The organism is Streptomyces sp. NPDC093094 (genome assembly GCF_044754345.1).
Taxonomy (GTDB): domain Bacteria; phylum Actinomycetota; class Actinomycetes; order Streptomycetales; family Streptomycetaceae; genus Streptomyces.
The window spans coordinates 55594-75757 of sequence record NZ_JBIVOX010000015.1; the positions used below are offsets into that span (position 1 = coordinate 55594).

General features: G+C 71.8%; 19 protein-coding genes. 17 read left to right on the plus strand and 2 right to left on the minus strand.

The window, feature by feature from the left end; translation table 11 throughout:
• Positions 1 to 20 precede the first annotated feature (20 nt).
• Positions 21 to 683 carry a bifunctional DNA primase/polymerase gene (locus ACIQGV_RS28660; RefSeq protein WP_402499204.1) on the minus strand — a complete coding sequence of 221 codons (663 nt, stop codon included), beginning with the start codon at positions 681 to 683 and terminating at the stop codon, positions 21 to 23.
• A 433-nt stretch (positions 684 to 1116) separates the two neighbouring features.
• Here ACIQGV_RS28660 and ACIQGV_RS28665 point away from each other — a divergent pair, with 433 nt between their 5' ends.
• The 6 genes from ACIQGV_RS28665 (at position 1117) to ftsH (ending at position 10802) form a co-directional block, all read left to right on the plus strand.
• The gene (locus ACIQGV_RS28665; protein ID WP_402499206.1) at positions 1117 to 2595 is read left to right on the plus strand and encodes a hypothetical protein; all 1479 of its coding nucleotides are present in this window, start codon (positions 1117 to 1119) and stop codon (positions 2593 to 2595) included.
• 331 nt (positions 2596 to 2926) lie between these two features.
• Positions 2927 to 4264, plus strand: coding sequence for an ammonium transporter (locus ACIQGV_RS28670; protein WP_402499209.1), 1338 nt, complete (start codon positions 2927 to 2929; stop codon positions 4262 to 4264).
• Complete coding sequence (locus tag ACIQGV_RS28675) at positions 4261 to 4599, plus strand: P-II family nitrogen regulator (RefSeq protein WP_003997576.1); 339 nt, start codon at positions 4261 to 4263, stop codon at positions 4597 to 4599. The genes ACIQGV_RS28670 and ACIQGV_RS28675 overlap by 4 nt, the downstream gene beginning before the upstream one ends.
• A 23-nt stretch (positions 4600 to 4622) precedes the next feature.
• Positions 4623 to 7082, plus strand: coding sequence for a [protein-PII] uridylyltransferase (locus ACIQGV_RS28680; RefSeq protein ID WP_402499211.1), 2460 nt, complete (start codon positions 4623 to 4625; stop codon positions 7080 to 7082).
• Positions 7083 to 7164: 82 nt separating this feature from the next.
• Positions 7165 to 8715 (plus strand): signal recognition particle protein, encoded by a 1551-nt coding sequence (gene ffh, locus ACIQGV_RS28685; RefSeq protein ID WP_402499213.1) that lies wholly within the window; start codon positions 7165 to 7167, stop codon positions 8713 to 8715.
• Positions 8716 to 8819: 104 nt separating this feature from the next.
• Positions 8820 to 10802 (plus strand): ATP-dependent zinc metalloprotease FtsH, encoded by a 1983-nt coding sequence (gene ftsH / locus ACIQGV_RS28690; RefSeq protein WP_402499216.1) that lies wholly within the window; start codon positions 8820 to 8822, stop codon positions 10800 to 10802.
• Positions 10803 to 10960: 158 nt separating this feature from the next.
• Here ftsH and ACIQGV_RS28695 read toward each other — a convergent pair whose 3' ends face one another.
• Positions 10961 to 11818, minus strand: a complete 858-nt coding sequence (locus tag ACIQGV_RS28695) for an SAM-dependent methyltransferase (RefSeq protein ID WP_402499218.1) — start codon at positions 11816 to 11818, stop codon at positions 10961 to 10963.
• Between the two features lie 609 nt (positions 11819 to 12427).
• On the opposite strand from ACIQGV_RS28695, the gene ACIQGV_RS28700 reads away from it, so the two are divergent.
• From ACIQGV_RS28700 to ACIQGV_RS28750, 11 genes are all read left to right on the plus strand, one after another.
• Complete coding sequence (locus ACIQGV_RS28700; protein WP_402499220.1) at positions 12428 to 13024, plus strand: hypothetical protein; 597 nt, start codon at positions 12428 to 12430, stop codon at positions 13022 to 13024.
• Between the two features lie 290 nt (positions 13025 to 13314).
• Positions 13315 to 13734 (plus strand): 30S ribosomal protein S16, encoded by a 420-nt coding sequence (gene rpsP, locus ACIQGV_RS28705; protein WP_030048919.1) that lies wholly within the window; start codon positions 13315 to 13317, stop codon positions 13732 to 13734.
• A 2-nt stretch (positions 13735 to 13736) separates the two neighbouring features.
• Complete coding sequence (locus tag ACIQGV_RS28710) at positions 13737 to 13976, plus strand: RNA-binding protein (protein WP_005479813.1); 240 nt, start codon at positions 13737 to 13739, stop codon at positions 13974 to 13976.
• Between the two features lie 83 nt (positions 13977 to 14059).
• The gene (rimM, locus tag ACIQGV_RS28715) at positions 14060 to 14653 is read left to right on the plus strand and encodes a ribosome maturation factor RimM (RefSeq protein WP_402499222.1); all 594 of its coding nucleotides are present in this window, start codon (positions 14060 to 14062) and stop codon (positions 14651 to 14653) included.
• Positions 14653 to 15486 (plus strand): tRNA (guanosine(37)-N1)-methyltransferase TrmD, encoded by an 834-nt coding sequence (gene trmD / locus ACIQGV_RS28720; protein WP_402499225.1) that lies wholly within the window; start codon positions 14653 to 14655, stop codon positions 15484 to 15486. Before rimM ends, trmD begins: the two co-directional genes overlap by 1 nt.
• A 137-nt stretch (positions 15487 to 15623) precedes the next feature.
• Positions 15624 to 15974, plus strand: a complete 351-nt coding sequence (gene rplS, locus ACIQGV_RS28725) for a 50S ribosomal protein L19 (protein ID WP_402499229.1) — start codon at positions 15624 to 15626, stop codon at positions 15972 to 15974.
• A gap of 45 nt (positions 15975 to 16019) precedes the next feature.
• Entirely contained in the window at positions 16020 to 16754 is a 735-nt protein-coding gene (gene lepB, locus ACIQGV_RS28730) for a signal peptidase I (RefSeq protein WP_402499231.1), read from the plus strand.
• Positions 16747 to 17841, plus strand: a complete 1095-nt coding sequence (gene lepB, locus ACIQGV_RS28735) for a signal peptidase I (protein ID WP_402499464.1) — start codon at positions 16747 to 16749, stop codon at positions 17839 to 17841. The genes lepB (ACIQGV_RS28730) and lepB (ACIQGV_RS28735) overlap by 8 nt, the downstream gene beginning before the upstream one ends.
• On the plus strand, positions 17729 to 18682 hold the full coding sequence (lepB, locus tag ACIQGV_RS28740) for a signal peptidase I (RefSeq protein ID WP_402499233.1): 954 nt from the start codon (positions 17729 to 17731) through the stop codon (positions 18680 to 18682). The genes lepB (ACIQGV_RS28735) and lepB (ACIQGV_RS28740) overlap by 113 nt, the downstream gene beginning before the upstream one ends.
• 166 nt (positions 18683 to 18848) lie before the next feature.
• Positions 18849 to 19622, plus strand: coding sequence for a signal peptidase I (lepB, locus tag ACIQGV_RS28745; protein WP_402499235.1), 774 nt, complete (start codon positions 18849 to 18851; stop codon positions 19620 to 19622).
• The gene (locus ACIQGV_RS28750) at positions 19612 to 20136 is read left to right on the plus strand and encodes an NUDIX hydrolase (protein ID WP_402499237.1); all 525 of its coding nucleotides are present in this window, start codon (positions 19612 to 19614) and stop codon (positions 20134 to 20136) included. The genes lepB (ACIQGV_RS28745) and ACIQGV_RS28750 overlap by 11 nt, the downstream gene beginning before the upstream one ends.
• Positions 20137 to 20164 lie beyond the last annotated feature (28 nt).

The window sequence follows — 20164 nt, forward strand, 5'->3', positions numbered from 1 at the left end:
CCGCACCGGCGCCGTCACCCTCAGGCGCGTGAGCGGTGCGCCACGTACGCCAGGGTGCCGAGCAGCAGACGCGCCTGGGGCGGCCGGGTCGCCGAGTCGAGGTCCGGGGCGCGCAGCCAGCGGACCGGACCGAGGCCGGCGCGGTCGGAGGGCGGAGCGGTGATGAAGCCGCCGGGACCCAGGGCGCGCAGATCGAGACCGGGGTCGTCCCAGCCCATCCGGTACAGCAGCGTGGGCAGCTCGGCCGCGGCGCCGGGGGCGACCAGGAAGTGGGCGCGGCCGTCGGGCGTGACGGCGACCGGTCCCAGGGGCAGCCCCATGCGCTCCAGCCGGACCAGGGCGCGGCGCCCGGTGGTCTCGGCGACCTCGATGACGTCGAACGCCCGCCCGACCGGCAGCATCACCGCCGCGCCCGGGAACTCCGCCCACGCCCCGGTCGCCTCGTCCAGCGTCGCCCCGGCCGGCACCTCGGGGGCGAAGTCCAGCGGATGCGCGCCGGGGGTGCGGCAGTCGCCGCGGCCGCAGGAGCACTCGCCCGCGGCGGCCCGGGCGCCGGGGACGACGTCCCAGCCCCAGAGCCCGGTGTACTCGGCCACGGCGGTGCACTCCGACGAGCGCCCGCGGCGGCGCGTGCCGGACCGGATGTCGCGAATGCCCCGGCTGCTGCCGATCGTGAAGCCCATGCCCCCTCCAACGGGTCCGGTGCGCCGGTGGTTACGAGACCGCCGGGCGATGACCTGGCGGTCCTCGCCGTCGGCCGCGAGCGGCGCCTTCGGGTACACCGGGTGGTGCACCCGGCGGTGCGCGCCCCTGTGTGCACCGCTCCGCCCACTTGTGGCCGTCCTCTGTCAAGTGAATCCCGTGAAGGCCACCGTGAGTTCATTCGAAGGGGTGGCGAATGGTGGCGTTTCCGGGATCGCCATGGCTGGAGGGGTGATCGTAGGATTACTTTGTGTGCACGAATCCGGCGGCACATGCACCCGTGGGTATGCCGGAGGCAAGTCGATTCACCGTTCGAAGGGTGGCAACTCCCGGACGGGCGGCCCGATTGACGGGCATTCTGATAGGGCTTGACGCAAAGGGGCGGCAAGCGGTCTTCAGGGACGGGGGCTTCCAGTGGGCGGCAACGGCGGAAGCGGGACGAACGCTGACAAGCGCCCCAACGAGCTGCTCGGCTCGTGGTTCGTGCGCAGCGGCTGGTCCAAGGGCGAGCTGGCCCGCCAGGTGAACCGCCGGGCCCGCCAGTTGGGCGCCAACCACATCTCCACGGACACCTCGCGCGTGCGCCGCTGGCTCGACGGCGAGAACCCCCGCGAGCCGATCCCGAGGATCCTGTCCGAGCTGTTCTCCGAGCGGTTCGGCTGTGTCGTCTCCGTCGAGGACCTCGGTCTGCGTGCCGCCCGCCAGTCACCCTCCGCGACCGGGGTCGACCTGCCCTGGACCGGGCCGCAGACGGTGGCGCTGCTCGGTGAGTTCTCCCGCAGCGACCTGATGCTGGCCCGGCGCGGCTTCCTCGGCACCTCCCTGGCCCTGTCCGCGGGGCCGGCCCTGATCGAGCCCATGCAGCGCTGGCTCGTCCCCGTCGCACCCGCCCCGGCGGAGCGGGCCGAGCCCGGCGGACCCGCTCACCGCGCGCGCGGTGAACTGTCCCGGCCGGAGCTGGATCTGCTGGAGTCCACCACCGTGATGTTCCGGCAGTGGGACGCCCAGTGCGGCGGCGGACTGCGCCGCAAGGCGGTCGTCGGCCAGCTGCACGAGGTCACCGACCTCCTCCAGGAGACCCAGCCCGAGACCACCACCCGACGGCTGTTCAAGGTCGCCGCCGAACTCGCCGAACTGGCGGGCTGGATGTCGTACGACATCGGGCTCCAGCCCACCGCCCAGAAGTACTTCGTCCTCGCGCTGCACGCCGCCAAGGAGGCCGGTGACCGGCCGCTCGGCTCGTACATCCTCTCCAGCATGAGCCGTCAGATGATCCACCTCGGGCGGCCCGAGGACGCCCTGGAGCTGATCCACCTCGCCCAGTACGGCAGCCGCGACTGCGCCAGCCCGCGCACCCAGTCCATGCTGTATGCGATGGAGGCCCGCGCGTACGCCAACATGGGCCAGCCCGGCAAGTGCAAGCGGGCCGTGCGGATGGCCGAGGACACCTTCGCCGAGGCCGACGAGTGGGACGACCCCGACCCCGACTGGATCCGCTTCTTCTCCGAGGCCGAGCTGCACGGCGAGAACAGCCACTCCTTCCGCGACCTCGCCTATGTCGCCGGCCGCAGCCCCACCTACGCCTCGCTCGCCGAACCCCTGATGCAGCGGGCCGTGGACCTGTTCGCCGAGGACAGCGAGCACCAGCGGTCCTACACGCTCAACCTCATCGGCATGGCCACCGTCCACCTGCTCCAGCGTGAACCCGAGCACGCCACCGTGCTGGCCGCACGGGCCATGCAGGTCGCCAAGAAGGTGCGTTCCGAGCGGGTCAACACCCGCATCCGCAAGACCGTCGACACCGCCGTGCGCGACTTCGGCGATCTCGCGGAGGTCGTCGACCTCACCGACCGGCTCGCGATCGAACTGCCCGAGACCGCCGAAGCGGTCTGAACCGCACCGCACAGAACTCCGGCCGCGGCCGGCCCTCCCGAACTGCCCGACTCGGCTCCCCCATGCCAGTCATTCGGAAGGCCGGCCGCGGCCGGTTTCCTTCTCCCGCGTGAGCCACCGGGGAAGGTTGCGCCACGATAACGATCGCGCAACCCGAGATCTGCCGATTCACCGACGCGTAACACGCACGGCGCCTTCGTCACCGCCGCGAAACAACGAGGGGCTTCCACCGAAACCGCGCTGCGCCAATCTCATGGCGCATAACCGGCCCACCCCTCAATCCGCACAGGCTTCGCCCGCACGGGGCCGTACCAACGACGAGGAGACGCCGATGGCACCAGCCATCACGCTTGCCGCAGAGACGGAGCTCTCTGCCGCCAACACAGGCTTCATGCTCATCTGCTCCGCCCTGGTGATGCTCATGACGCCGGCGCTGGCCTTCTTCTACGGAGGCATGGTCCGGGTCAAGAGCACCCTGAACATGCTGATGATGAGCTTCATCAGCCTCGGGATCGTCACCGTCCTGTGGGTGCTCTACGGCTTCTCGCTCGCCTTCGGCACCGACTCCGGCAGCCTCATCGGCTGGAACTCCGACTGGGTCGGCCTCAGCGGGGTCGACAAGGACGAGCTGTGGGGGACCTACAACATCCCGCTCCTCGTGTTCATGGTCTTCCAGCTGATGTTCGCGATCATCACCCCCGCGCTGATAAGCGGTGCGCTCGCGGACCGCGTGAAGTTCAGCGCCTGGGCGCTGTTCGTCGCCCTGTGGGCGACCGTCGTCTACTTCCCCGTCGCCCACTGGGTCTGGGGTGAGGGCGGCTGGGCCTTCGACATGGGCGTGATCGACTTCGCCGGCGGTACGGCGGTGCACATCAACGCCGGTGCCGCGGCCCTCGGCGTGATCATCGTCATCGGCAAGCGCGTCGGCTTCAAGAAGGACCCGATGCGCCCGCACAGCCTCCCGCTGGTCATGCTCGGTGCCGGTCTGCTGTGGTTCGGCTGGTTCGGCTTCAACGCCGGCTCGTGGCTCGGCAACGACGACGGCGTCGGCTCCCTGATGTTCGTCAACACCCAGGTCGCCACCGCCGCCGCCATCCTCGCCTGGCTCGCCTACGAGAAGATCCGCCACGGCGCGTTCACCACGCTGGGCGCCGCCTCCGGTGCCGTCGCCGGTCTGGTCGCCATCACCCCGTCCGGTGGTGCGGTCTCCCCGGTCGGCGCGATCGCCGTCGGCGCCGTCGCCGGTCTGCTGTGCGCCATGGCGGTCGGCCTGAAGTACAAGTTCGGCTACGACGACTCGCTCGACGTCGTCGGCGTCCACCTGGTCGGCGGCATCGTCGGCTCCCTGCTCGTCGGCCTCCTCGCCAGCGGCAAGGGCCAGTCCGACGTCGAGGGCCTCTTCTACGGCGGCGGCCTGGAGCAGTTCTGGAAGCAGTGCGCCGGAGTCTTCGGTGTCCTCGCCTACTCGCTGGTCGTCTCCGCGATTCTCGCCTTCCTCCTCGACAAGACCATCGGCATGCGGGTCTCCGAGGACGACGAGGTCGCCGGCATCGACCAGGCCGAGCACGCCGAGACCGCATACGACTTCAGCGGTGCCGGCGGCGGTGCCGCCCGGACCGCCGCGCCGGCCCCCGTCACCGCGGCCGCGAGCAAGAAGGTGGACGCATGAAGCTCATCACCGCCGTCGTCAAGCCCCACCGGCTCGACGAGATCAAGGAAGCCCTCCAGGCGTTCGGGGTCCACGGCCTGACCGTCACCGAGGCCAGCGGCTACGGCCGCCAGCGCGGTCACACCGAGGTCTACCGGGGCGCCGAGTACACCGTCGACCTGGTGCCGAAGATCCGCATCGAGGTCCTCGCCGAGGACGACGACGCCGAGCAGCTGATCGATGTCATCGTCAAGGCCGCCCGAACCGGCAAGATCGGTGACGGCAAGGTCTGGTCCCTCCCCGTCGAGACGGCCGTACGCGTCCGTACCGGCGAGCGCGGCCCGGACGCGCTCTGACACAGAAGAACAGGAGTCGCTGGGTGACGAGCACGGACGTCCGTGAAGAAGAAGAAGGTCCGGGACCCAGCGGCTACGCGGCGGCCCGGCTGCGCCTCCTCACCGAGGAGGCGCGGTCCGGGCCGCCGCGCCGTGCCGCCCTCGCCGGACTCACCGACGACTGGCTGGCCGGCCTGTTCGACGCCGGCATCCGCGCCGCGGCCGGCGGGAACCCGCGCGGAGTCTCCCTCGTCGCCGTCGGCGGCTACGGACGCGGCGAACTGTCCCCGCGCAGCGACCTCGATCTGCTCCTGCTGCACGACGGGAGCGCCCCCGACGCCGTCGCCGCCCTCGCCGAACGCGTCTGGTACCCGGTCTGGGACCTCGGACTCGCCCTCGACCACTCCGTGCGCACCCCGGCGGAGGCCCGCAGAACCGCCGGGGAGGACCTCAAGGTCCAGCTCGGTCTCCTCGACGCCCGCCACATCGCCGGCGACCTCGGCCTGACCGCCTCCCTGCGCACCACCGTCCTCGCCGACTGGCGCAACCAGGCCCCCCGGCGCCTTCCCGAACTCCAGGAACTGTGCGTCGAGCGCGCCGAACGCCAGGGCGAGCTCCAGTACCTGCTGGAACCCGACCTCAAGGAGGCCCGCGGCGGACTGCGCGACGCCACCGCCCTGCGCGCCGTCGCCGCCTCCTGGCTGGCCGACGCCCCCCGCGAAGGACTCGACGACGCCCGCCGCCGCCTCCTCGACGTCCGCGACGCCCTGCACCTGGCCACCGGCCGTGCCACCGACCGGCTCTCCCTCCAGGAACAGGACCAGGTCGCCGCCGGACTGGGACTCCTGGACGCCGACATCCTGCTGCGCCAGGTCTACGAGGCCGCCCGGGTCATCTCGTACGCCAGCGACGTCACCTGGCGCGAGGTGGGCCGCGTGCTGCGCGCACGCGCCGTACGGCCCCGGCTGCGCGCCATGCTCGGCGGCGGCAAGCCCGTCGCGGAGCGGACGCCCCTCGCCGAGGGCGTCGTCGAGCAGGAGGGCGAGGTGGTGCTCGCCCGCGCCGCGCGTCCCGACCGCGACCCCGTCCTCCCGCTGCGCGCCGCGGCGGCCGCCGCACAGGCCGGCCTTCCGCTCTCCCTGCACGCCGTACGGCGTATGGCGGCCGGCGGGCGCCCCCTGCCCACGCCCTGGCCCGCCGAGGCGCGCGAACAGCTCGTCACCCTGCTCGGCTCCGGCCGCCCGACCGTCGAGGTCTGGGAGGCGCTGGAGGCGGAGGGCCTGGTCAGCCGGCTGCTGCCGGACTGGGAGCGGGTGCGGTGCCGGCCGCAGCGCAACGCCGTGCACGTGTGGACCGTCGACCGCCACCTCATCGAGACCGCCGTCCGCGCGTCCGAGTTCACCCGCCGCGTCAGCCGCCCCGACCTGCTGCTGGTCGCCGCCCTGCTGCACGACGTCGGCAAGGGCTGGCCCGGCGACCACTCCGTCGCCGGCGAGATCATCGCCCGTGACGTGGCCGCCCGCATCGGCTTCGACCGCGCGGACGTGGCCGTCCTCGCCGGCCTCGTACGCCATCACCTGCTGCTCGTCGAGACCGCCACCCGGCGCGACCTGGAGGACCCCGAGACCGTACGGGCCGTCGCCGACGCCGTCGGCTCGCAGAGCACGCTGGAGCTGCTGCACGCGCTGACCGAGGCGGACGCGCTGGCCACCGGCCCCGCCGCATGGTCGTCCTGGCGCGGCTCGCTCGTCGCCGACCTGGTCAAACGCGTCTCGGCGGTCCTCGCAGGGAACGGCCCCGACGAGCCCGAGGCCGCCGCGCCGACCGCCGAGCAGGAGCGGCTCGCCGTCGAGGCGTTCCGCACCGGCGGGCCCGTCCTCGCGCTGCGCGCCCAGACCGAGCCGGCCGCCGAGGAGCCCTCCGAGGACCCCGAGCCGCTCGGCGTGGAACTGCTGATCGCCGTACCGGACCAGCCGGGCGTGCTGCCGGCCGCGGCGGGCGTCCTCGCGATGCACCGGCTGACCGTCCGCACGGCCGAGCTGCGCGCCCTGGACCTGCCCGACGGCTTCGACGGCTCGGTCCTCCTGCTGAACTGGCGTGTCGCCGCCGAGTACGGCTCCCTGCCGCAGGCCGCCCGGCTGCGCGCCGACCTGGTCCGCGCGCTGGACGGCTCCCTGGACGTGGCCGGCCGCCTCGCGGAACGGGACGCGGCCTATCCGAGACGGCGCGGTGTCGTCGCGCCGCCCCCGCGGGTGACGGTGGCCCCGGCCGCCTCCCGGCTGGCCACGGTGATCGAGGTCCGCGCGCAGGACGCGCCGGGGCTGCTGTTCCGGATCGGGCGGGCCCTGGAGGACGCGGCCGTCCGGGTGCGCAGCGCGCACGTGTCCACCCTCGGCGCCAACGCGGTCGACGCCTTCTACGTCACCGGGGAGAAGGGCGCGCCGCTGCCGGGGGAGGAGGCCGCCTCGCTGGCGCGAAAGCTGGAGGAGACATTGAGAGGATGACCGGGGGGATCCGGCGACCTGTGCCGCCGGGATACTCTGGAAGACGCTCAGACTGCCCCCGACTCCGAGGACCGACGCCGCCGTGTTCGATACTCTCTCCGACCGCCTTTCAGCGACCTTCAAGAATCTGCGCGGCAAGGGGCGTCTGAGTGAGGCGGACATCGACGCCACCGCGCGCGAGATCCGTATCGCGCTCCTCGAGGCGGACGTCGCCCTGCCGGTCGTCCGGGCGTTCATCAAGAACGTCAAGGAGCGCTCGCTCGGCGCCGACGTCTCCAAGGCGCTGAACCCCGCCCAGCAGGTCCTCAAGATCGTCAATGAGGAACTGGTCACCATCCTCGGCGGCGAGACCCGCCGGCTGCGGTTCGCCAAGCAGCCGCCCACGGTCATCATGCTGGCCGGTCTCCAGGGTGCCGGTAAGACCACCCTCGCGGGCAAGCTCGGCCGGTGGCTGAAGGAGCAGGGTCACTCCCCGCTGCTGGTCGCCTGTGACCTCCAGCGCCCGAACGCGGTGAACCAGCTCAGCGTCGTCGCCGAGCGCGCCGGTGTCGCCGTGTACGCGCCGGAGCCGGGCAACGGCGTCGGTGACCCGGTCAAGGTCGCCAAGGACTCGATCGACTTCGCCAGGTCGAAGGTCCACGACATCGTCATCGTCGACACCGCGGGCCGCCTCGGCATCGACCAGGAGATGATGCAGCAGGCCGCGGACATCCGGGACGCGGTCTCGCCCGACGAGATCCTCTTCGTCGTCGACGCCATGATCGGTCAGGACGCGGTCAACACCGCCGAGGCGTTCCGCGACGGTGTCGGCTTCGACGGCGTGGTGCTCTCCAAGCTCGACGGCGACGCCCGCGGTGGTGCGGCGCTGTCGATCCGCGAGGTCACCGGCAAGCCGATCATGTTCGCGTCGAACGGCGAGAAGCTCGACGACTTCGACGCGTTCCACCCGGACCGGATGGCCTCCCGCATCCTCGACATGGGTGACCTGCTCACCCTGATCGAGCAGGCGGAGAAGACGTTCAGCCAGGAAGAGGCCCAGAAGATGGCCTCCAAGCTGGCGTCGAAGAAGGGCCAGGACTTCACCCTGGACGACTTCCTGGCCCAGATGGAGCAGGTCAGGAAGATGGGCTCCATCTCCAAGCTGCTCGGCATGCTGCCCGGCATGGGCCAGATCAAGGACCAGATCAACAGCATCGACGAGCGGGACGTCGACCGCACCGCCGCGATCATCAAGTCGATGACCCCGGGCGAGCGCCAGGACCCGACGATCATCAACGGCTCGCGCCGCGCCCGTATCGCCCGCGGTTCCGGTGTCGAGGTCAGCGCGGTGAAGAACCTCGTCGAGCGGTTCTTCGAGGCCCGCAAGATGATGTCCCGCATGGCCCAGGGCGGCGGCATGCCCGGTATGCCGGGTATCCCCGGCATGGGCGGCGGCCCCGGCCGGACCAAGAAGCAGCCGAAGAAGGCCAAGGGCAAGCAGCGCTCCGGCAACCCGATGAAGCGCAAGCAGCAGGAGCAGGAGGAGGCCGCCCGTCGCGCGGCCGCCGCCGAGGGCGGCGCCTTCGGCCTGCCGGGCCAGCAGGCGGGCCAGGACTTCGAACTGCCGGACGAGTTCAAGAAGTTCATGGGCTGACCGGCCCCGGCCGTACGTCCACCGAGGGCGCCCTCCGCCGGGAGGGCGCCCTCGGTGCTGTGCATCCGCATGCTTGTACGGCTTTCGTGCCGTAACGTCCGAATATGACCAACTCGGCGCCGTCACGCAAGTCCCCCGACAAGCCCTGGCGCACCGAGGGCACGCCGGATGAACAGCCCCAGCCGTCCTCCGGCTGGCGCAGACCGCGCGGCGGCTGGTGGGGCCTGGCCCTGGCCGCCCTGCTGGTGTTCCTGGTCGCCTACCTCGCGCTGGCCTTCTTCGACGAGGGGGACGAGCCGACGATCTCCTACACCGAGTTCAGCCAGCAGGTCGACGCGGGCAACGTCAGCAAGATCTACTCCAAGGGCGACGCCATCCAGGGCGAGCTGAAGGAGAAGCAGGACAGACCGGGCCAGGACGGCACCTACACCAAGTTCAGGACGCAGCGCCCGTCCTTCGCGGACGACGGGCTCTGGGAGGACCTGAGCAGGAACAAGGTCACCGTCACGGCGGAGCCGGTCGTCCAGCAGCGCGGCATTCTGGCCAACCTGCTCATCTCGCTGGCTCCGATGGCGGTGCTGGTCGCCCTGTGGATCTTCGTCGCGCGGCGGATGAGGCACGGCATGGGCGGCGCGGGCGGCATGTTCGGGCGCAAGCCGCCGCCCAAGCCGGTCGAGCTGGAGCCGGGGCATCAGCGCACCACGTTCGAGGACGTCGCCGGCATCGACGAGGTCGCGGGCGAGCTGAACGACGTGGTGGACTTCCTGAGGAACCCGGACGCCTACCGCCGCATGGGCGCCAAGATGCCGCGGGGTGTGCTGCTGGCCGGTCCGCCCGGCACGGGGAAGACGCTGCTGGCGCGGGCCGTCGCGGGGGAGGCGGGGGTGCCGTTCTTCTCGGCGTCGGCCTCGGAGTTCATCGAGATGATCGTGGGCGTGGGCGCGTCCCGGGTGCGGGAGCTGTTCGCCGAGGCCCGCAAGGTGGCCCCGTCGATCATCTTCATCGACGAGATCGACACCATCGGCCGGGCGCGCGGCGGCGGCGCGAGCGTGAGCGGCCACGACGAGCGCGAGCAGACGCTGAACCAGATCCTCACCGAGATGGACGGCTTCTCCGGCTCGGAGGGCGTGATCGTCATCGCCGCGACCAACCGCTCCGACGTCCTCGACCCGGCGCTGACCCGGCCCGGCCGCTTCGACCGGATCGTCAACGTCTCCCCGCCCGACCGCGGGGGCCGTGAGGCGATCCTGGAGATCCACACCCGGGAGATCCCGTTGTCCGGCGACGTGAACCTCGGCCAGGTCGCCCGCACCACCCCGGGGATGACCGGCGCGGAACTGGCCAACCTCGCCAACGAGGCCGCCCTGCTCGCCGTGAAGCGGGGGCAGGAACAGGTGAACCAGTCGGACCTGTCCGAGGCGCTGGAGAAGGTGCAGCTCGGGGCGGAGCGGCCGCTGGTGATGCCGCTGGAGGAGCGGCGCAGGACGGCCTACCACGAGAGCGGGCACGCCCTGCTCGGCATGCTCCAGCCGGGTGCCGACCCGGTCCGCAAGATCACCATCGTGCCGCGCGGAAGAGCGCTCGGCGTGACGCTGTCGACCCCGGATTCGGACAAGTACGCCTTCACGGAGGAGTATCTGCGGGGCCGGGTCATCGGCGCGCTCGGCGGCATGGCCGCGGAGGAGACCGTCTTCGGTGTGGTGACGACCGGTGCCGAGAACGACCTGGAGCAGGTCACCGGCATCGTCCGCGGAATGGTCGCCCGCTGGGGCATGAGCGAACGCGTGGGGCGTCTGTCGGCCCTGCCGAGCGACGCCCAGCAGGCGTACGGGCTCGCCGCCGCCCCGCAGACCCTCGACGCCATCGACGACGAGATGCGCCGGATCGTCGACGAGTGCTACGACGAGGCACGCCACAAGCTGCGCGACCACCGGCGGCAGCTGGACGCGCTGGCGGAGGCGCTGCTGGAGCGGGAGACGCTGGAGGAGGCGGACGCCTACCGGATCGCCGGGATCACCCGCCTGACGAAGGACCACGGGGAGGACGTGCCGCGCCCGGAGGACACACGGTCCGGGGAGGGCGGGTAGCCGAAGGCCGGGGGCTCGTCCGGACCCCCTGGCGGCCGCCTGCCGACCGGCGTCCGACCGGCGTCGTGCAGGGCTTCCGACCGGCTTCCGACCGGCGTCCGGCCAGGCTTCCGACCGGCGTGCGGCAGGGTCTCCTTTCGGCCGGACTTCCTGAGGTGTCAGGGCACGCGGGCGATCAGATAGCGGAAGACGTTCGGCATCCACACCGTGCCGTCCACCCGCCGGTGGGCGTGCAGCGCCTCGGCCAGTTCCTTGCCGGCCTGCTCCCGGTCCTCCGCCGTGAGCGCCGCGTCGAGCAGCCCCGTCGACATCAGTCCGCGTACGGCGCTGTCGAGGTCGGCGTACCCGAACGGGCAGGCGACCCGGCCCGATCCGTCAGGTCTCAGACCGGCCCGCCGGGCGACGTCCTCCAGGTCGTCGCGCCGCGCGGGGCGCCAGTCGCCGCTGCCGCGCGGCGGGTCCGCCGGTCCGAGGACCGTCCTGATCACCGCGGAGGTGGCGCACCGCTCCGGCGGGCCCCAGCCGGTCAGCACCACCGGCGCCCCGCGCTCGGCCAGCGGCGCCGCCTCGGCGAGCACCTCGCCGAGCCACTCCGCGTCGCCCGCCAGGGAGCCGACGGGCTCGAACACGGTCACCAGGGTGTACGGCGGTGCCCCCGGGACGGCCGCGTCCCGGGGCGAGCCCCCGACGAGCCGGGCCTGCACGCCTGCGTGCGCGCCCCGCTCGGCGGGGAGCAGCCGCTCCCGGGCCAGCGCGAGCAGTTCCGGGGAGGAACCCTCCACACCGGTGACGGCGGCGCCGCGGGAGGCCGCCGTCAGCAGGGCGAGCCCGCTGCCGCAGCCGAGGCCCAGCAGCCGGGTCCCCGGTCCGACGTCGAGTCGCTCGTAGACGGCCTCGTGGAGCGGGACCAGCATCCGCTCCTGGATCTCGGACCAGTCACGCGCGCGTGCACGCAGATCCACGCGGGAGTGCGGTCCCGCGTGAGGCCGGTGCTGCCGCACGAGCGTAGGTGTCATGAAAAGCGCCCCATTTCGCCGAGAGTCGATGCCGGGCCGGCTTGCGCGGCCCGCGTGCCGTGCGCTCGCTGTTCCCCCCGTATGTCAGGTAACTCCCGGCTCGCGGCGGCGTCCAGTGGTCGTGGGGCCCTGCTTGCGGACCGGTCGCGCATGTGGCGAGATTTCACATCCCGGCAACCTGGGACACGCCCACGGCGTCCGTGCGCGGGGGGCGACCGGCGGGGCGACACCGGTGGGGCACGGCGGTCCGGGGCGTTCCCCCGGTGCCCCGGTTCCGCCCCGGAGCGGGGCGGTGTCGGGGGGCGCGGACACGCCCGGTAACGTCACGGACGCCGCCGACGCTGATCCGGATACCGGTCCGGCCGCCGGGAGGCGACCGAAACGCCTCTTGCGCCGGCACGGCCCTCGGTCCTACCGGTACGCGCGACAGTCCTCCACGCGGGTCGTAGGGGTTACTACGCACCGGCTTGTGACGAGCTGCGAGGCTTCTCCGCAGATCGGCGCACCCGCCCTCGTCGGGACGCATCAGCGGCAACTGACGGGTACGTGCAAATTATTTGGGATGCCCCGGAATAGGAACACAGGGGCACCCTGGCTCGTTGTCATTACGTGAGCACGACACAGACACCACCTGTTCTCGCCGCAGAACTGGCGCAGGCGTGGGCCGACATTCAGCGGTACCACCCCGAGCTGCCGGACCTTGCCGCGCCCGAGTCACTGATCGGGGAGTCGTCGTCCGCCTGCGGTCACGAACTCTCCTTCGAACGGCTGCTCCACGAGGCCGTCCACGGCATCGCCGCCGCCCGCGGGGTCCGGGACACCTCCCGCGCCGGCCGGTACCACAACCGCCGATTCCTCGCGATCGCCGAGGAGCTGGGCCTGGACCACCCCGACGAGCCGCATCCGAGCAGCGGCTTCTCGCTGGTCACGCTCAACCCCGAGGCGAAACGGCGCTACCGGCCGACGATCGAGCGTCTCCAGCGGGCTCTGAAGGCCCACACGGCGGCGACCTCGGCCGACACCGCCCGCACCTTCAGAGGGCCGGCGGCCCGCCACGGCTCCTCCGGCGGAGGCGTCCGCGTCAAGGCCGTCTGCGACTGCGGCCGCAACGTCCGCGTCGTGCCGTCGGTCCTCGCGCAGGCACCGATCGTGTGCGGCGGGTGCGGGAAGCCGTTCCGGATCCCCGAGGCCGTCGGGGTGGCGTAGCCCGCCCGTGACCACCGGCATCTCGTGGCTGCCGGTGCGGCCCGGACCATGGCACCCGACGTACCTCACCTCCGCGCCGGGTGCCTCTCCGGCATGCCCGGGTGCAGTGGCAGTGCGCCCTCGGCCCGAACGGGTCCGCAGGGTGTGGCACAATGGCTAGCTGTACTCGACAGCCGCACAGGACCCCTCTCTCCTCCGGCTGACGCGTCCATCGGGCCACTCGGGTACCGCATTCCCCACGCGGCATACCGCTGTGCCCCACCACGTCAGATCCAGGAGAACCCACTCCCGTGGCAGTCAAGATCAAGCTGAAGCGTCTGGGCAAGATCCGTTCGCCTCACTACCGCATCGTCGTCGCCGACTCCCGCACCCGCCGTGACGGCCGTGCGATCGAGGAGATCGGCAAGTACCACCCGACCTACAACCCGTCGGTCATCGAGGTGGACGCCGACCGCGTGGCGTACTGGCTGGGTGTCGGCGCGCAGCCGACCGAGCCCGTCCTCGCCATCCTGAAGAAGACCGGCGACTGGCAGAAGTTCAAGGGCGAGCCCGCCCCGGCTCCGCTGCTCGTCGCCGAGCCCAAGAAGGCGCGCCCGTCGTTCGAGGCCCTGGGCGGCGACGACGAGGGCAAGGGTGAGGCCATCACCCAGAAGAAGAAGGCGGAGAAGAAGGACGAGGCTGCCGCCGAGTCCGAGTCGGCCGAGGCCTGAGCATGCTCGAGGAGGCTCTCGAGCACCTCGTGAAGGGCATCGTCGACAACCCTGACGATGTGCAGGTCGCCTCGCGCGACCTGCGCCGCGGGCGGGTGCTGGAGGTCCGGGTCCACCCGGACGACCTCGGCAAGGTGATCGGCCGCAACGGCCGCACCGCACGCGCTCTGCGTACCGTCGTGGGCGCCATCGGCGGCCGCGGTGTCCGTGTCGACCTCGTCGACGTGGACCACGTCCGCTGACGCTTACCGCATCCGGCTCGGGCCGGGGAGGGCCGTGAAGGCCGTCCCCGGCCCGTGGTCGTCCTGACAGGAGATCTGTACACGTGCAGCTGGTAGTCGCACGGATCGGCCGCGCCCACGGCATCAAGGGCGAGGTCACCGTCGAGGTACGCACCGACGAGCCCGAGCTGCGGCTCGCGCCGGGCGCCGTCCTGGCCACCGACCCGGCGGCGACCGGGCCGCTCACCATCGCCACCGGCCGTGTCCACAGCGGCCGGCTGCTGCTGCGCTTCGAGGGCGTCGCCGACCGCACCGGCGCCGAGGCGCTGCGCAACACGCTGCTGATCGCCGACGTGGACCCCGAAGAGCTGCCCGAGGAAGAGGACGAGTACTACGACCATCAGCTGATGGACCTGGACGTGGTCACCACGGACGGCGTCGAGGTCGGCCGGATCACGGAGATCTCGCACCTGCCCTCCCAGGACCTCTTCATCGTCGAGCGGGCGGACGGCAGCGAGGTGATGATCCCCTTCGTCAAGGAGATCGTCGTCGAGATCGACCTGGAGGAGCAGCGGGCCGTCGTCGACCCGCCGCCCGGGCTGATCGACGACCGCGCGGAGGTCGCCTCCGGCCGGGACGCCGACGGGGACGCGTCCGGGGACGCGGCCGGCCGGGACGCCGACGGGGACGCGTCCTGATGCGGCTCGACGTCGTCACGATCTTCCCTGAGTACCTGGAACCGCTGAACGTCTCCCTCGTCGGCAAGGCACGCGCGCGGGGGCAGCTGGACGTGCACCTGCACGACCTGCGCTCCTGGACGTACGACCGCCACCACACGGTCGACGACACGCCCTACGGCGGCGGCCCCGGCATGGTCATGAAGACCGAGCCCTGGGGCGACGCCCTGGACGCCGTGCTGGCCGACGGCTACGAGTCGGGCGCGGGCGGGCCGGCCCTGATCGTCCCCACGCCCAGCGGCCGTCCGTTCACGCAGAAGCTGGCCGTGGAGCTCTCCGAGCGCCCCTGGCTCGTGTTCACGCCCGCCCGCTACGAGGGCATCGACCGGCGTGTCATCGACGAGTACGCCACCCGGATGCCGGTCCACGAGGTGTCCATCGGCGACTACGTCCTGGCGGGCGGCGAGGCGGCCGTCCTGGTCATCACGGAGGCCGTGGCCCGGCTGCTGCCCGGCGTCCTCGGCAACGCCGAGTCCCACCGGGACGACTCCTTCGCGCCCGGCGCGATGGCGAACCTCCTGGAGGGCCCCGTCCACACCAAGCCGCCGCTGTGGCGCGGCCGGGACATCCCCGAGGTGCTGCTCAGCGGCCACCACGGCAGGATCGCCCGCTGGCGCCGCGACGAGGCACTGCGCCGCACCACGGCCAACCGGCCCGACCTGATCGAGCACTGCGACCCGAAGGTCTTCGACAAGAAGGACCGGGAGATGCTGTCCGTCCTCGGCTGGGCCCCCGATCCGCAGGGCGAGCCGTACGGCCGATTTTGGCGGCGGGTCGAGGACGTGGAAGAATAGGCCGCTGCTGTGCGCCGTCCGGTGTGCGCCCCTGCCGCAGGGGGACACGACGCCCGCTCCGACGCGTACGGCAGTTCCCACCACACACTTCTAGTTTCCGTTGATGACCTGTGGCATCAGCGAAGAAAGCAGACGAAATGTCGCACCTGCTCGACTCTCTCGACGCCGCGTCGCTGCGCAGCGACGTCCCGGCCTTCCGCCCGGGTGACACCGTCAACGTCCACGTCCGCGTCATCGAGGGCAACCGCTCCCGTGTGCAGCAGTTCAAGGGCGTGGTGATCCGTCGCCAGGGTTCCGGCGTGCGCGAGACCTTCACGGTCCGCAAGGTCTCCTTCTCCGTCGGCGTCGAGCGCACCTTCCCGGTGCACACCCCGATCGTGGAGAAGATCGAGCTCGTCACCCGCGGTGACGTGCGTCGCGCCAAGCTGTACTACCTGCGTGAGCTGCGCGGCAAGGCCGCGAAGATCAAGGAGAAGCGCGACAACTGATCGCGCGTCCGTGTTCACATCGGGGCCGGATAACATCGGGCCCCGATGGACACCGAAGCACAGCCGACGGAGCGCGACCGCTCCTCCCGCCCTTCCCGTCCCGGGGATTCCCCGGAGACCGGAGGGCCGGAGGAACGGTCGCGTTTCGCGTTGGTGTCGCGGATCACCTCCTGGCTGCCCGGCGGCGGGATCACCCTCTCCCTGCTGGTCTGCCTGCCGTTCCTGCTGCTGGTGAACGCTTTTGTGGCGCAGCCGTTCCAGATCCCCAGCGGTTCCATGGAGCAGGGATTGAGGATCGGGGACCGCGTTCTCGTAAATAAGTTGGCGTACCGTTTCGGGGCCGAGCCCGGACGGGGAGACGTCGTCGTGTTCGACGGCACCGGCTATTTCGGGAACGCCGACTACATCAAGCGCGTCGTGGGTGTGGGGGGAGACCACGTGGTCTGCTGTGACAAGGAGGGCAGGATCGAGGTGAACGGCCGGCCGGTCGACGAGTCGACGTTCCTGTATCCCGGTGACCGGCCCTCCACGGTGGCTTTCGACGTCGTCGTGCCCGAGGGCCGTCTGTTCCTCCTCGGTGACCACCGCGGCTCCTCCAGCGACTCCCGCGACCACCTGGGCTCGCCCGGCGGCGGCATGGTGCCCGTCACCGACGTGATCGGCCGGGCCGACGCGGTCGTATGGCCTCTCGGACATGCCGGCCGGCTGGAGCGGCCACCGGCCTACGCGCACGTGCCGGAGGCCGGCGGGGTCCGGACGTCGGGCGGTGACCGTGGGTAACCGGGGAAAGCCGCGCGGCATACCGAGCAGTGCCGCCGAGGATCTGCTGCCCACCGGCTCGCGACGGGCGTCCGCCGGCTCCTCCGACGTGCGCTCGCGGGCCGAGCGGCGCAAGCTCCAGCGCAAGGTCAAGCGACGCCGGCGCCGCTCCGCGGTCAAGGAGATCCCGCTCCTGGTCGGTGTGGCGGTGCTCATCGCCCTCGTCCTGAAGACGTTCCTCGTCCAGGCGTTCGTGATCCCGTCCGGTTCCATGGAGCAGACCATCCAGATCGGCGACCGGGTGCTGGTGGACAAGCTGACCCCGTGGTTCGGCTCCGAGCCCGGGCGGGGGGACGTCGTCGTCTTCAAGGACCCCGGCGGCTGGCTCCAGGACGAGCAGCCGGGCGGCAAGAAGGACGACCCCGTCGTCGTGAAGCAGGTCAAGGAGGGGCTGACCTTCATCGGCCTGCTGCCCTCCGAGGACGAGAAGGACCTCATCAAGCGGGTCGTCGGGGTCGGCGGCGACCGTGTGAAGTGCTGCGACGCGCAGGGACGGGTGACCGTCAACGGCATACCGCTGAACGAGACCGGCTACCTGTTTCCCGGGAACCTCCCCTCCGAATCCAAGTTCGACGTCACGGTGCCCCAGGGACGCCTGTGGGTGATGGGCGACCACCGGAACAACTCCGCCGACTCACGCGCCCACCAGGAGGACTTCGGCGGCACCGTGTCGCTGGACGAGGTGGTGGGCCGCGCGGTCGTCATCGGCTGGCCCCTCAACCACTGGACGACGCTGGACGAACCACAGACCTTCTCCTCCGTGCCCGACTCGTCGCCCGGGTCGACCGCGGCCCCCTTGCTGTCGCATAGGGTTGCCTCCGACGATCCGTACGCAATGACCCAGCTCCCGAGCCCTGCGGAACTCCCGCTCGTTATGGGAGTGGTGGGCCTGCACCGGCTGAGGCGCAGGCGGTGGCACAGAGTAAGGAGTTGGCGTGGGGGATGTGGCGGTTGGCGCACGGTCCGGACACGACGGCGAGGAGCACCGCGGACGCCCCGTGGAAGCGCCCGGCGCGGCCGCGGACGGCGTCATGAGCTCCGGGAGTGACGCCGGTACGACCGAGGACGGCACCATGGCGGGCGAGCAGAGGCCGGGCGGCGCGGAGCCCGGCGGGCCCCAGGGAAAGAAGCAGCGTTCCTTCTGGAAGGAGCTGCCGATCCTGATCGGTATCGCGCTGGTGCTCGCGCTGCTGATCAAGACGTTCCTGGTGCAGGCGTTCTCGATCCCCTCCGACTCGATGCAGAACACCCTCCAGCAGGGCGACCGGGTGCTGGTCGACAAGCTGACCCCGTGGTTCGGCTCCGAGCCCGAGCGCGGCGAGGTCGTCGTCTTCCACGACCCGGACAACTGGCTGGCCGGCGAGCCCACGCCCGACCCCAACGCCCTGCAGAAGGTCCTCAGCTGGATCGGCCTGATGCCGTCCGCGGAGGAGAAGGACCTGATCAAGCGGGTCATCGGCGTCGGCGGTGACACCGTCGAGTGCACCGGCACCGGCCCGGTGAAGGTCAACGGCAAGGCGCTGGACGAGCCGTACGTCTACCCGGGCAACACCCCGTGCAGCGACGACGACCAGGGCGGCCGGTTCAAGGTGGAGATCCCCGAGGGCTTCATCTGGGTCATGGGCGACCACCGGCAGAACTCCCGCGACTCGCGCTACAACCAGTCGGACTCCCACCAGGGCATGGTGCCCGTGGACAAGGTCGTCGGGCGGGCCGTCGTCAAGGCATGGCCGATCAACCGCTGGGGCACGCTGCCGGTGCCGGACACCTTCGACCAGCCCGGTCTGGACGAGAAGCCGTCGGCGTCCGGGGCCCTGACGACCGCGCCGCAGGCCGTGGCGCTCGTGGGCGTGCTGCCGGTCGCCCTGTGGCGCCGCCGCCGCGACTGACCGGGGCTCCCGTCCCCCGGCCCGGTTCCCGCCCCTGCCCCGACCGGGCCCGTACCCGAGCCTGACCAGGTTCTTGCCTGTGCCCCCGCCCAGCCCCTTCGTACGTGACCCAGGTCGCGGCGGAGGGGCTGACCGCTTCCCGTACCGCCGGGTAGGGTGCGGACCCATGGGTGAGAGCGCGACGCGTACGGCCCCGCAGCGCGGCGGGACAGACGGGGCACCGGCGGGCGGCCGGGCCGGACATGTGCTGTCCGGGCTGGCGGTGGCGCTGGGCCTGCTGCTGTTCCTCGCCGGGTTCGGCTGGGCGGCGGTGGTCTACCGTCCCTACACCGTGCCCACCGGCTCCATGAGCCCGACGATCGCCGCGGGCGACCGGGTGCTGGCCCAGCGCGTCGACGGCGACGAGATCCGCCGGGGCGACGTCGTCGTCTTCAAGGACGCCAACTGGGCGAACGCACCCCTGGTGAAGCGGGTCGTGGCGATCGGCGGGGACACCGTGGCCTGCTGCACGGGCGGCCGCCTGACCGTCAACGGCAAGCAGATCGACGAACCGTATCTGCCCGCCGGCCAGGCCGCCGAGAGCATCGCGATCCCGACCGTGACGGTCCCCGAGGGCCGGCTCTTCCTGCTCGGCGACGAGCGGGCCGGCTCGCTGGACTCCACCGCCCACCTCCAGGACGCCGCCAGCGGCACGGTCGCGCGCTCCGCGGTCAGCGGCCGGATCGACGCGGTCGTCTGGCCCATGAACGGTCTGCTGGAGCGTCCCACCGGGTTCGTGGCACTGGGGGAGGGGCTGTCCGAGCCGGGACCGTTCCGGCTGATCGTGGGCATGATCATCGGTGGGGCCGCGCTGGTCCTGGCCGGGTCGGCCTACGGGCCGATCGCCAAGCGGGCCGGCGCCGCCCGCGCCCGCCGTACGGAGAACGCCGTTGCCCGCTGAGACGACGGACACGTCGCGGGACGCGTACGAGGGCGGGCTGCGCAAGGTCGCCCGGGTGGTGCTGCTCGATCCGCAGGACCGCATCCTGCTGCTGCACGGACACGAGCCCGGTGATCCGTCGGACGACTGGTGGTTCACCCCCGGCGGCGGAGTGGAGGGCGACGAGACGCGCGAAGAGGCCGCATTGCGGGAACTCGCCGAGGAGACCGGCATCACGCAGGTCGAGCTCGGACCGGTGCTGTGGCGGCGCAGATGCTCCTTCCCGTTCGCGGGGCGCCGCTGGGACCAGGACGAGTGGTACTACCTCGCCCGTACGACGCAGACCGAGACCCGGGCCGCGGCCCTCACCGAACTGGAGCGGCTGAGCGTCGCGGGCGCCCGCTGGTGGGCGTGCGAGGAACTGGCCCGGACGCATGAGACGGTGTATCCGACCAGGCTCGCCGGGCTGCTGCGCAGACTGCTCGACGAGGGTCCGCCCGCCGCTCCCGTCACCCTTGACACGGAAATCGTCTAGGGGGCCGTGGTGCTGGCGCACAATGGGT